At 69.0% G+C, this 11,773-nt stretch carries 14 protein-coding genes; 4 read left to right on the top strand and 10 right to left on the bottom strand.

Going from position 1 to position 11,773, the window contains the following annotated elements; all coding sequences use genetic code 11:
* Nucleotides 1-45: 45 nt before the first annotated feature.
* The 7 genes from AWC03_RS26560 to AWC03_RS26530 form a co-directional block, all read right to left on the bottom strand.
* Complete coding sequence (locus tag AWC03_RS26560) at nucleotides 46-771, bottom strand: DUF72 domain-containing protein (protein ID WP_085243697.1); 726 nt, start codon at nucleotides 769-771, stop codon at nucleotides 46-48.
* Nucleotides 768-1,403 carry an endonuclease gene (locus AWC03_RS26555; protein ID WP_085243680.1) on the bottom strand — a complete coding sequence of 212 codons (636 nt, stop codon included), beginning with the start codon at nucleotides 1,401-1,403 and terminating at the stop codon, nucleotides 768-770. The genes AWC03_RS26560 and AWC03_RS26555 overlap by 4 nt, the downstream gene beginning before the upstream one ends.
* Nucleotides 1,404-1,447: 44 nt before the next feature.
* Nucleotides 1,448-1,780: a TfoX/Sxy family protein gene (locus AWC03_RS26550; protein ID WP_085243679.1), complete on the bottom strand. Its 333-nt coding sequence runs from the start codon at nucleotides 1,778-1,780 to the stop codon at nucleotides 1,448-1,450.
* Nucleotides 1,781-1,788: 8 nt separating this feature from the next.
* Nucleotides 1,789-2,175 (bottom strand): nitroreductase family deazaflavin-dependent oxidoreductase, encoded by a 387-nt coding sequence (locus tag AWC03_RS26545; protein ID WP_142278533.1) that lies wholly within the window; start codon nucleotides 2,173-2,175, stop codon nucleotides 1,789-1,791.
* A gap of 82 nt (nucleotides 2,176-2,257) precedes the next feature.
* Nucleotides 2,258-2,683 (bottom strand): hypothetical protein, encoded by a 426-nt coding sequence (locus tag AWC03_RS26540; RefSeq protein ID WP_249025978.1) that lies wholly within the window; start codon nucleotides 2,681-2,683, stop codon nucleotides 2,258-2,260.
* 249 nt (nucleotides 2,684-2,932) lie between these two features.
* Nucleotides 2,933-5,254, bottom strand: a complete 2,322-nt coding sequence (gene lon / locus AWC03_RS26535; RefSeq protein WP_085243678.1) for an endopeptidase La — start codon at nucleotides 5,252-5,254, stop codon at nucleotides 2,933-2,935.
* Between the two features lie 121 nt (nucleotides 5,255-5,375).
* Nucleotides 5,376-6,635, bottom strand: coding sequence for an alpha-hydroxy acid oxidase (locus tag AWC03_RS26530; RefSeq protein ID WP_090422011.1), 1,260 nt, complete (start codon nucleotides 6,633-6,635; stop codon nucleotides 5,376-5,378).
* Nucleotides 6,636-6,654: 19 nt separating this feature from the next.
* Here AWC03_RS26530 and AWC03_RS26525 point away from each other — a divergent pair, with 19 nt between their 5' ends.
* Nucleotides 6,655-7,092, top strand: a complete 438-nt coding sequence (locus AWC03_RS26525) for a DUF1810 domain-containing protein (RefSeq protein ID WP_085243676.1) — start codon at nucleotides 6,655-6,657, stop codon at nucleotides 7,090-7,092.
* On the opposite strand, the gene AWC03_RS26520 is transcribed toward AWC03_RS26525, so the two are convergent.
* From AWC03_RS26520 to AWC03_RS26510, 3 genes are read right to left on the bottom strand one after another with little or no spacing between them, the layout of a single operon-like run.
* The gene (locus AWC03_RS26520; RefSeq protein ID WP_085243675.1) at nucleotides 7,078-8,388 is read right to left on the bottom strand and encodes an alpha-amylase family glycosyl hydrolase; all 1,311 of its coding nucleotides are present in this window, start codon (nucleotides 8,386-8,388) and stop codon (nucleotides 7,078-7,080) included. The two genes, AWC03_RS26525 and AWC03_RS26520, sit on opposite strands and share 15 nt — an antisense overlap.
* 4 nt (nucleotides 8,389-8,392) lie before the next feature.
* The gene (locus AWC03_RS26515; protein WP_085243674.1) at nucleotides 8,393-8,929 is read right to left on the bottom strand and encodes an alkyl hydroperoxide reductase; all 537 of its coding nucleotides are present in this window, start codon (nucleotides 8,927-8,929) and stop codon (nucleotides 8,393-8,395) included.
* A gap of 27 nt (nucleotides 8,930-8,956) precedes the next feature.
* The gene (locus AWC03_RS26510) at nucleotides 8,957-9,544 is read right to left on the bottom strand and encodes a peroxiredoxin (RefSeq protein ID WP_085243673.1); all 588 of its coding nucleotides are present in this window, start codon (nucleotides 9,542-9,544) and stop codon (nucleotides 8,957-8,959) included.
* 100 nt (nucleotides 9,545-9,644) lie between these two features.
* On the opposite strand from AWC03_RS26510, the gene AWC03_RS26505 reads away from it, so the two are divergent.
* The 3 genes from AWC03_RS26505 to AWC03_RS26495 are packed head-to-tail and all read left to right on the top strand — an operon-like array spanning nucleotide 9,645 to nucleotide 11,755.
* Complete coding sequence (locus tag AWC03_RS26505) at nucleotides 9,645-10,580, top strand: hydrogen peroxide-inducible genes activator (RefSeq protein WP_085243672.1); 936 nt, start codon at nucleotides 9,645-9,647, stop codon at nucleotides 10,578-10,580.
* 27 nt (nucleotides 10,581-10,607) lie between these two features.
* Nucleotides 10,608-11,318, top strand: coding sequence for an EthD domain-containing protein (locus AWC03_RS26500; protein ID WP_085243671.1), 711 nt, complete (start codon nucleotides 10,608-10,610; stop codon nucleotides 11,316-11,318).
* Nucleotides 11,315-11,755, top strand: coding sequence for a TIGR03618 family F420-dependent PPOX class oxidoreductase (locus tag AWC03_RS26495; protein WP_085243670.1), 441 nt, complete (start codon nucleotides 11,315-11,317; stop codon nucleotides 11,753-11,755). Before AWC03_RS26500 ends, AWC03_RS26495 begins: the two co-directional genes overlap by 4 nt.
* Nucleotides 11,756-11,773: the final 18 nt, after the last annotated feature.

Here is an 11,773-nt window from a genome sequence, read left to right as displayed (position 1 = left end):
GTCACTCCGTTCCGCCGTTGACAAACTCAGCCTACGCCGGCGTGCTTACCGCAGGAGTTCTTGCAAGGTCAGCGCATTGCGCACCGCGTGCCCGCCCAGGTCGTTGTTGAAATACATCCACACGTCCTTGCCGGCGTCCCGCCACGCGGCGATCCGGTCGGCCCACTCGCGCAGGTCGTCCTTCGAGTAGGAGCCGGCATAGATGGCGTCCTGATCCGGGCCGTGCATGCGGACGTACACCAGATCGGTGGTGGCCCTCGGCACGCATGCCAGCCCGGCGCCGCTCATCACCACATAGGCGGCGTGCCGGCGTTCCAGGAGCGCGTAGACGGCGTCGTCGTTCCAGGACGGGTGGCGCAGCTCGACGGCCACCCGGATCGGCTCCGGGACGCTGCCCAGAAAGGCGTCCAGGCGCGCGTCGTCGCGCTGCTGCTCGGGATGCAGCTGGACGAGCAGGACCCCGCGCCGATCACCCAGCAGTTCCCAGCAGCGTTCGAAGCGCTCGATCCACGGCCCCGGGGAGGACAGCCGCCGGTAGTGGGTCAGTCCGCGATGCGCTTTGACCGACATCCTGAACCCGTCCGGCAGTTGGTCGCGCCATCCCGCGAAGGTCGAATCCTTCGGCCAGCGGTAGAAGCTCGCGTTGAGCTCGACGGTGTCGAACACCTCGACGTAGCGGGCCAGCCGGCGCGCGGCGGGCAGCCCCGGCGGGTAGAGCACGTCCGCCCAATGGTTGTAGGACCACCCGGAGGTGCCGATCCGTACGGTCAACCGCACACCTGCCGGCGTACGTCGTCGTCCAGCGACATCCGGATGAGTGCGGCGGCCAGCCGCGCATTGGCCTGCGGCGCAAGAGCTCCCAGCTTTTCCGGCTGCGTGGGCAGACCGAGTCGCCCGGCCGCTGCGGTGGTGCGGTCGTCGAAATAGGGCCGCACCCAGGTCCACACGTCCTGAACCTCGCGCAGGTAGATGTCGGCGCCGGTATCCCCAATTCCCTTGAATTGCTTGAGCAAACGCTTCGCCGCGGCGATGTCGCGCCGGCTGCGCTCGGCGAGGCCCCGCAGGTCGCCGGAATACTCGTCGCGCACGCGTTCGGCCATCTCGGTGAGCCGGGTGGCCGAGCTTTCGTCGTAACGCACGTAGTGCGCGCGGCCGAAGGCGTCGATCATGGCCTGCCGGTCCGCGGCCAGCACCGCCTTCGGCGTGCGCAGTCCCGCCTTGAACAGTTCGCGCCCGGCGCGCATGGCGATGCCCGCGTCGATCGGCTTGCTGGCAAGCATGCAGATGACCAGCAGCTGAAACAGGGGCATCGGCTTGTCGTCGAGCTTGATTCGCGCCTCGGCGGCATAGGTGGTTCCGGCAACGTCAAGCAGCCGTCGCACCAGTTGCTCGCTTGCGGGCATACCCGATCACGTACCCGCGGCGAGTGCCGGCGAACCGCGCCGGCTCACTTGGGCGGCAGGCCGCGCGCGTAGCCGACGCCGCGGGCCACCCAGGCGTGAAGTTGACGTTTCGTGCGCAGTCCGGCGGCCTCCACCCGCACCCAGCCGCGAACGTCGCGGCCGCCCATCACCATCGGACCGACGTGGGCGCGCCGCAGCACTTTGTCCAGGTCGTCCGCCGGGACCCGGACGAGCAGGCCGCCCTGGCCGCTGACCGCCACCGACATGTTGCCGTTGACCAGGAAGGCGAGCCCGCCGAACATGCGTTTCTCCTCCACGCCGCGTTCGGCGGCCACGAGTTCGCGGATTTCGTCGGCCAGCTCTTCGTCGTAGGCCATGGGCGGCGTCAGTCGAGGTCCACGCGAATGGTCAGCAGGTCACTGCCCATCAGGCGCACCACCGCGCTGTTGAGCCGCGGCAGGTCGCCCAGCCGCTGCAGCGGGTCGTCGTCGGGCAGCAGAAGCGCGGTGCCGCTGCGCCAGCGACCGCCGATGCGCAGCCGAACGGCGGGATTGGCCTTGATGTTGCGCACGTAGTCGGAGTGTTCGCCGTGTTCGGAGACCATCCAGAACTGGTTGTCCACCACGCGCCCGCCGACGGCCGTGCGCCGCGGCTTGCCGCTCTTGCGGCCGGTGGTTTCCAGAATGATGCCCGGCATCTGCCGGCCCACCGGGTTGACGAGCAGCCGTTGCACGCGGTGGACCACTTGGCGTTTGAGAGTCACGGCTTCCATTCAACGCTGAGCCCCCGCCGATGTCACCGGGCAACGAAAACAGCCGCCCCCTTTCGGAGGCGGCTGTTTTCGTTGTGCCGTCTTACGCCGCGTATGCGACGAATTGACCGGTGGGCAGGAACACGCCCCACTGGTTGAACGACGGATTGAACACGACCGGGTAGTCACCCGGCTGGCCCGGCGGCGTCCACCGAGGCGGAAGCCCGTAGCCGACCGGGTCGTTGTAGTGGCCCGGCGGGGGCGTCAGACCGCCCTGCCCCGGCGGAAGGGGAGTGCCCGGACGGTTGCAGTTGACCCCGGGACCGCCGTTACAAATCGGCGTCCCCGGCGGCGGCAGCTGGCCCGGCGCCCGCACATCCGGGCCGGGCACGTTGGGCCCCGGAACGTTCGGGCCCGGCACGTTCGGGCCATTCGGGTCGGCCTGCGCCACGCCGCCCCCGATGCCGAATGCCGCGGACGTGATGGTGCCGGCCATGAGCGCGCCGGCTGCGATTCTGTTCAACTTCATGATGAATCCCCTTGTCGAGCAGTTTGGCTGCCTACGCAGCTGAACCAATTGACTTGGTGATTCGCTCACCCCATCGCCCCTACGGGCAGTCGAACCTCCAACCACGCAATACCCGGCGGGTGGATGCGGAAAACCTCTTCGCCGTATTTGCTGCGTCGGCCCAGGTCCGTGCGGTCGGGCAGCAAAGCACCCCTGGCCTCATGCCGGGCGGGGGCAGGGACCCTTGCCGGCGTCCCGGCAAACCTCACATCAGGCAGCCAGCGTCGCGGGCTCGGCGTGCGGTTCCAGCGCCTGCGCGACGATGTCGGCGACATCGGTCATCGGCCGCACGTCCAGCGCGGAGAGCACCTCGGCGGGCACGTCGTCCAGATCGGGCTCGTTGCGCGCCGGGATGAAGACCGTCGACAGCCCCGCCCGTTGCGCGGCCAGTAGCTTCTGCTTCACGCCGCCGATCGGCAACACCCGCCCGTTCAGGGTGACCTCGCCGGTCATGCCGACATCCGAGCGCACCTGGCGTCCGGTCGCCATCGACACCAGCGCGGTCACCATGGTGACGCCGGCCGACGGGCCGTCCTTGGGCACCGCGCCGGCGGGCACGTGCACGTGGATGCGCCGGTCGAGGGCCTTGGGGTCGACCCCCAACGCCTGGGCGTGGGAGCGCACATAGGACAGCGCGATCTGCGCCGATTCCTTCATCACGTCACCCAGCTGCCCGGTCAGCTGCAGCCCGGCTTCACCGTCGGTGGCGCCGGCTTCGATGTACAGCACGTCGCCGCCCAGGCCGGTGACGGCCAGGCCGGTGGCCACGCCGGGCACCGCCGTGCGCTCGGCCGATTCCGGCGTGAAGCGCGGACGGCCAAGGTAATCCACCAGATCCGGTTCGTCGAGGGTGATCGGCTCGGGCGTTTCCGCCAGCTTGGTGGTCACCTTGCGCAGCGCCTTGGCCAGCAGCCGCTCGAACTGCCGCACCCCGGGCTCGCGGGTGTAGTCGGCGGCGATCTTGCGCAACGCCGCGTCGGTGATCGTCACCTCGTCGTCGGTCAGCGCGGCCCGCTCCCGCTGCCGGGGCAGCAGGTAGTCGCGGGCGATGGCGACCTTGTCGTCCTCGGTGTAGCCGTCGATCTGCACCAGTTCCATGCGGTCGAGCAGCGCCGACGGGATGTTCTCGATCACGTTGGCGGTGGCCAGGAACACCACGTCGGACAGGTCCAGGTCCAGGTCCAGGTAGTGGTCGCGGAACGTGTGGTTCTGCGCCGGGTCGAGCACCTCGAGCAGCGCGGCGCTCGGGTCACCCCGGTAGTCGGAACCGACCTTGTCGATCTCGTCCAGCAGCACAACGGGATTCATCGATCCCGCCTCGCCGATGGCACGCACGATCCGGCCGGGCAGCGCGCCCACATAGGTGCGCCGGTGCCCGCGGATCTCGGCCTCGTCGCGCACGCCGCCCAGGGCGACGCGCACGAACTTGCGGCCCAGGGCCCGGGCGACGCTCTCGCCCAGCGACGTCTTGCCCACGCCGGGGGGACCGGCCAGCACCATCACGGCGCCGGAGCCGCGGCCGCCGACGACCTGCAGCCCGCGCTGGGCGCGGCGCGCCCGCACGGCCAGGTACTCGACGATGCGGTCCTTCACGTCGTCCAGCCCGTGGTGATCGGCGTCCAACACGCCGCGCGCGGCCTTCAGGTTCGTCGAATCCTCGGTCCGCACGTTCCAGGGCAGGTCGAGCGCGGTGTCCAGCCAGGTGCGGATCCAGCCGCTTTCCGGGCTCTGATCACTGGACCGCTCCAGCTTGCCGACCTCGCGCAGCGCGGCCTCGCGCACCTTCTCGGGCAGGTCGGCCGCCTCCACGCGGGCCCGGTAATCGTCGGATCCGTCGGGTTCGCCTTCGCCGAGTTCCTTGCGGATGGCGGCCAGCTGCTGGCGCAGCAGGAACTCCTTCTGGGTCTTCTCCATGCCCTCGCGCACGTCCTCGGCGATCTTGTCGTTGACCTCGACCTCGGCCAGGTGGGCGCTGGTCCACTCGATCAGCACGCGCAGCCGCTCGGCCACGTCGACGGTCTCGACCAGTTGCCGCTTCTGCTCGCTGGACAGGTAGGACGCGTATCCGGACGTGTCCGCCAGCGCCGACGGGTCGGTCAGCCTGTTGACGTAGTCGACGATCTCCCAGGCCTCGCGCCGTTGCAGCATGGCCAGCAGCAGCTGCTTGTACTCCGAAGTCAGGGCCTTGACCTCGTCCGTCGTCTCGGCCTCGGGGACCTCGGTGACCTCGACCCACAGCGCCGCGCCGGGCCCGGACGCGCCGGTCCCGATCTGCGCCCTGCGCTCACCGCGCACGACGGCCGCGGTACCGCCGCCCGCGATGCGTCCCACCTGCAAGATCTTGGCGATCACGCCGTGCGACGGGTAACGGTCGTCCAGCCGGGGCGCGATCAGCAGCTGCCCGGATTCGCTCGCCTGGGCGGCGTCGATCGCCGCCCGGGCGGCCTCGTCGAGCGCGATCGGCACGACCATGCCGGGCAACACGATGGTGTCGGTGACGAACAGCACCGGCATTGATTTGGCTTCAGCCATCAATCCTCCAAAACTGAGTCTGATGCGCTCAACCCTGCCCGGCGCCGGTTTGTTCCCGCGGGGTCAGGCCGTGACGAGTGTGCGGCCAGCCTCACACTCGGTGTCGAATGTGCGGCCAGCTTCACACCGGCGGGACCGGCCCCAGTCGGCGCAATTGCGTCACGTGCTTGGGCGACAGCTCCTCGAGGCAGGTGACGCCGAGCAGCCGCATGGTCCGGATCACGCCTTCGGCCAGGATGTCGATCGCGCGGGTGACGCCGGCTTCGCCGCCGGCCATCAGCCCGTACAGGTAGGCCCGCCCGACCAGCGTGCAGCGCGCGCCCAGCGCGATGGCCGCCACGATGTCGGCGCCCGACATGATGCCGGTGTCCAGCAGGATCTCGGTGTGCTTGCCGACCTCCCGCGCGACCGACGGCAGCAAATGGAAGGGCACCGGGGCCCGATCCAGTTGCCGCCCACCGTGATTCGACAACACGATGCCGTCGACACCGCGGTCGACGACGGCGCGGGCGTCGTCGAGCGTCTGGATGCCCTTGACCACCAACTTGCCCGGCCATTGGGCCTTGATCCACTCCAAGTCGTCGAAGGTGAGGCTCGGGTCGAACATGGTGCTCAGGTACTCGGCGACGGTGCCCGGCCAGCGGTCCAGCGACGCGAACGCCAGCGGCTCGGTGGTCAACAGGTCGAACCACCATTTCGGGTGCGGCACGGCGTCGAGCACGGTGCGCAGCGTCAGCGTCGGCGGGATCGTCATCCCGTTGCGGTTGTCGCGCAGCCGGGCGCCGGAGACCGGGACGTCGACGGTGGCCAGCAGGGTGTCGAAACCCGCGTCGGCCGCACGCTGCACCAGCGCCATCGACCGTTCGCGGTCGCGCCACATGTACAGCTGAAACCACTTCCTGCCCTGCGGAACGGCGGTCGCCAGGTCCTCGATCGCGCAGGTGCCCAGGGTGGACAGCGAGAACGGGATGCCCGCCTTGGCCGCCGCCGCCGCGCCGGCGATCTCGCCCTCGGTGTGCATCAACCGGGTGAAGCCGGTGGGCGCGATGCCGAACGGCAGGACCACCGGCGCACCCAGGACGTTCCAGCCGGCGGTCACGTTCGTGACGTCACGCAGAATCGTCGGATGAAACTCGATGTCGCGAAACGCTTGTCGGGCGCGCCCGAGGGAAAGCTCGTCCTCGGCGGCGCCGTCGGTGTAGTCGAACGCCGCCCGGGGCGTGCGCCGTCGAGCGATGCGCCGCAGGTCTTCGATGGTGTACGCGGTGTCGAGGCGGCGCCTGGTCGCGTCGAACTGCGGCCGCTTGAACCGGATCAGCGGCGCGAGATCGCGCACCCTGGGCACTCGTCGTTGGACGGCCTTCCGTCTTTTGGACTCCACAGTGTGCCACCGTAGTCACATGGAATCGGCGACCGACCCCTACGATCTGAATCGCTTCACCAAGGCTCAGGCCGCGGTCTACCCGCACGTCGTCGCGGAGTTGCGCGACGGGCGAAAACGCGGTCACTGGATGTGGTTCGTGTTCCCGCAATTGCGCGGTCTGGGCAGCAGTCCGACCGCCGATCGGTATGGCATCTCCTCGCTCGGGGAAGCCAAGGGCTATCTGCGCCACGACGTACTGGGACCGCGGCTGCGCGAGTGCACCCGGTTGGTGAACGAGGTGCAGGGCCGGTCGATCGGCGAGATCTTCGGCTCGCCAGACGACCTGAAGCTGCGCTCGTCGATGACGTTGTTCGCCCACGCGACCGACGACAACGCGGATTTCCTTGCGGTCCTGGACAAGTACTACGACGGCCAGCAGGACCGGCTGACACTGCAACGCCTAGGCCGGGCTTAAAATCCGCCAGCCGTGCGGTTCCACGACCAGCGTGTCCACCACCTCTTCGGGCGGGGCCGCCGATCCGCCGATGACCTTTCGGTGGGCCGTACCCAGCTCCGGCAGCGCCAGGCGCAGCGGCTCGTCGTCGATGTTGAGGGCGACCAGCAGCGCGTTGTCCCCGCAGCGGGCCTCGTACACGTAGTGCCGGTTTTCCAACCGCACCGGGCGGGTCGTCGCCCCGTGCAGCCATGGGTGACGGCGACGCAGCCCCACGAGGAACTGGTGCAACGCCCACATCTGCGCCCCGAAGGCATCCAATTCCATTGGGGGAGAGGTGAACTCCGGGCGAACCGCGTCGTCGCCGCCGTACCGCTCCTCCTTGACGCCGCGGAATCCCAGCTCGTCACCGGCGTACACGCTGGGCACGCCGCCGACCGTCAGCAGGATCACCAGCGCGTGTGCCACGTGCTCGGGGCGTTCGAGCCGGCTCGCGATGCGGGTGACGTCATGGTTACCGATGAAGGTGAGCGGGGCGAAGCGGGCCAGGAACTCGCCGTGGCGCTGCAGCGCCCAGTCCAGCTCGAAGAAGTTGCCGTCGTTGAGGCTGCTCCAAATCGCCTTCCACAGCTCGTATTGGGTGGCCGAGTCGAACGTGGCGGCCCGGACCACCGCGGCGTAGTCACCGTGGATGAGCTCGCCGACGAACCAGGACTCCGGGAACCGCTCGCGCACCCGGGGCAGTGTGGATGCCCAGAAGCGTTCCGGCACCGCGTAGGCCGCGTCGAGGCGCCAGCCGTCGGCGCCGCGGTCCAGCCAGTGCGTCATCACGTCGACGGTGTAGTCGACCACTTCGGGATTGTCGTGATTGAGCGTGATCAGCTCCGCGTGACCCTCGAACGTGTGAAAGCGTCCGGGGCGCCCGCGAAACCAGCGCGCGGCGGCCTCGTCGTTGGGCGCCTCCCGGTAGCGGGGGAAATCCAGGCCGACGTGATTGAACACGCCGTCGAGCAGGATGCGCAGGCCGCGGCGACGGGCCTCGGCGACGAGGTGGTCGAAGTCGGCGTCGTCGCCGAGCCGCGGATCGATGCGGTAGTGGTCGGTGGTGTCGTAACCGTGTGTGCGCGAGGCGAAGATCGGTCCCAGCGCGACGCCGGACGCGCCCAGCGCGATGGCGTGGTCGAACCAGTCGACGAGCCGCCGCAGCCGGTGTTGGTCCGGCTGCGGCGGCTCCGACGAAACGGGGAAGGCGCCGACGAACCCCAGCGGGTAGACCTGCCACCAGATGGCGTGCTCTACCCAGGCTGGTGCCGTCACTGCGTCAGCCGACGGCAGCCGGCGTCTGGGAGGTGATGAGCGCTTGCGCCACGCCGGAGACGATCGCCGCGGCCTTCAACGCCTCGTGGATGGTCTCCCGGCTCACGCCCGCCTCGCGCAGCGTGTGCTCGTGGGAGGCCACACAGTCCGGGCATCCGTTGATCGCCGACACCGCGAAGCACCACAGCTCGAAGTTCGCCTTCTCCACGCCGGGATTGGCGATGAGGTTCATCCGCAATCCCGCACGCAGGTCGTCGTACTTGCCGTCCAGGAAGCCCCGGCCACGGTAGAACACGTTGTTCATCGCCATGATCGATGCGGCTCCCAGCGCCGCGTTGTATGCCCCGGCGGACAGGATGTCGGCCGCCTCGGCGCCGATCTCGCTGATCACCTGGGCGTTTCGCGTCGCTGCGGCGGTAGCCAACAGGGTGCCCCACAGCTGTTCCTCGTTGAGCTCGGTCGTGCGCGTGATCGAGCCCAGGTTGAGCTTGAGGTCCTTGACGTACTCAGGCAGTGCCTCTTTGAGGTTGTCTACGCTCATCTCGCCTCCTCAGCAGACCTTAGGCGACTAGGCCGAGGCCTTGAGCAGCTCGGTGGCGTTCAGCGTCGGGTCGCCCTTGCGCCAGTTGCAGGCGCACAGCTCGTCGGACTGCAGCGCGTCGAGAACCCGCAGCACTTCCTCCACGTTGCGTCCCACGGAACCGGCGGTGACCGAGACGAATTGGATCTCGTTGTCCGGGTCCACGATGAAGGTGGCGCGGTCTGCCACGCCATCGGCGTTGAGGACGCCGGTGGCCAGGCTCAGCTCACGCTTGATGTCCGAGAGCATGGGGAACGGCAAGGTCTTCAGGTCCTCGTGCTGGGCCCGCCAGTTGAAGTGCACGAACTCGCTGTCGATCGAAACACCCAGGACCTGCGCGTCACGGTCGGCGAACTCGTCGTTGAGCTTGCCGAACGCGGCAATCTCGGTCGGGCACACGAAGGTGAAGTCCTTGGGCCAGAAGAACACGACCCGCCACTTGCCCTCGTAGTCCTCGCTGGTGACGGTGGTGAAGTAGTCCTCGGGCTGTTGGGCGTCGACCTTGGACAGGTCGCCCGCGATCAGCGCGGTGAGCTCGTAGGCGGGGAACTGGTCGCCGATGGTCAGCAGAGGCATGTCGCTCCTTATTGGATTTACTCAAGATTAGCGGTCGTCACCCATACTGCCGTTCACCCAGGCTGAAGTAAAGGTGATATTTCCCACTACACTTATAGGTATGCCCGATAAGACTTATCAGCCCACCATCGCCGGCCTCCGCGCGTTCGCCGCGATCGCCGAAAAGCGTCAGTTCAGCAGTGCCGCAGCCAGTCTCGGTGTCAGTCAATCCACGCTGTCGCAGGCGCTGGCGGCGCTGGAGACCGGGCTCGGCACCCGGCTCATCGAGCGCTCGACGCGGCGTGTCCTCTTGACGGCAGAGGGCGCGGAGCTGCTGCCGCGCGCCCAGGCCGTGATCGAGGCGGTGGACGCGTTCTCCGCCGCGGCCGCGGGCTCATCCGATCCGTTGCGCGCCGGGATGCGGCTGGGGTTCATCCCGACGGTGGCGCCCTACGTCCTGCCGACCGTGCTCGCCGGCCTCGCCGAGCAATTCCCCGGGATGACCTTGCGGGTGACAGAAGACCAGACCGAGCGGCTGCTGACGGTGCTGCGGGAAGGAGCGCTGGATGCGGCGCTGATGGCCTTGCCCGTCGACCCCGGCGGTGTCACCGCGGTCCCGATCTACGACGAGGATTTCGTCCTCGCGCTGCCGCCGGGGCATCCGCTGTCGGGAAAACGGCGGGTGCCGGCGACGGCGTTGGCCGACCTGCCCTTGCTGCTACTGGAAGAGGGGCACTGCCTGCGCGATCAGGCGCTGGAGGTATGCCACAAGGCGGGCGTGCGAGCGGAGCTGGCCAACACCCGCGCGGCGTCGCTGGCCACCGCCGTGCAATGCGTGACCGGCGGGCTGGGGGTCACGCTGATCCCGCAGAGCGCGGTGCCGGTCGAGGCGACGCGAAGCCGGCTCGGCCTGGCGCGGTTCGCCGCCCCCCGGCCCGGGCGGCGCATCGGACTGGTGTACCGCTCGTCCAGCGGCCGCGACGAGTCCTATCGGCAGCTGGCCAAGACCATCGGCACCCTGGTCAGCGGCGAGCACCAGGTACGGCTGGTCAAATAGCGCGGTCGCCGACGGTAGGTTCTGCCTATGGAAAAGGTCATCGCCGTGCTCATGCGTTCCGATTCGGACGAGGAGTGGTGCGCCCGCCAGCGGGGGCCCGTCGCCAATGCCCTGTTGGAGTTGCGCCTGCCGGGGCTGTCGGTCAACGTCCGCGACGACGCGGTGCGCCACTCACTGATGACGCTCACCACGTTGGCCCCGCCAGTCGCGGCGGTGGTGAGCATGTGGACCCAACAGTGTTACGGCGAGCAGATGGCCGCGGCGCTGACCCTGCTGGAGGCGGAGTGCCAACAGCTCGCCGCGTACCTGGTGACCGAGTCGGTCCCGCTGAAGGCGCCGGTGACCGAATCCGGTGCCCGCACCGCGGGATTGGCCAATATCGCGCTGCTGCGCCGGCCCGCCGGCCTGGACCGGGACAGTTGGCTGACCCGGTGGCAGCGCGACCACACCTCGGTGGCCATCGAGACGCAGTCGACCTTCGGCTACACCCAGAACTGGGTGGTGCGAACGCTGACCCCCGACGCACCGGAGATCGCGGGCATCGTCGAAGAGCTGTTCCCCGCGGAGGCCATCACCGATCTCAAGGCGTTCTTCGGCGCCGCCGACGACGCCGACCTCCAGGACCGGTTGGGCCGAATGGTCGCCAGCACCACGGCATTCGGCGCCAACGAGAACATCGACACCGTCCCCACCAGCCGCTACGTCTTCCGGGCCCCGTTCGTCGAGGAACTCACGTGACAACACTGCGCGACGCCGTCGCGTTGGCCGCGGCGGAACACGGGCTGGCGGTGGTGTCCACCGTCCGCGCCGACACAACCGTACAGGCCTCGCTGGTCAACGTCGGCCTGCTCGCGCACCCCGAAAACGGCCGGGAGGTTTTGGGCTTCACGACCTACGGCAAGGTCAAACTGGGCAATCTCCGGGAACGGCCGCAGCTGGCGATCACCTTCCGCAACGGATGGCGGTGGGTGACCGTCGAGGGCCGCGCGGAGCTGGCCGGCCCGGACGACCCGCAGCCGTGGCTGACCCCCGACCGGCTGCGGCTGCTGCTTCGCGAGGTGTTCACCGCCGCGGGCGGCACCCACGACGACTGGGACACCTACGACCGCGTCATGGCCGGGGAGCGCCGGGCCGTCGTACTGGTCGCGCCCACCCGCGTCTACGGCAACGGCTGACCTCGTTAGGCTGCAGCC

Source organism: Mycobacterium europaeum (assembly GCF_002102155.1).
GTDB lineage: Bacteria > Actinomycetota > Actinomycetes > Mycobacteriales > Mycobacteriaceae > Mycobacterium > Mycobacterium europaeum.
This window is presented reverse-complemented; position numbering and strand designations above follow the sequence as displayed.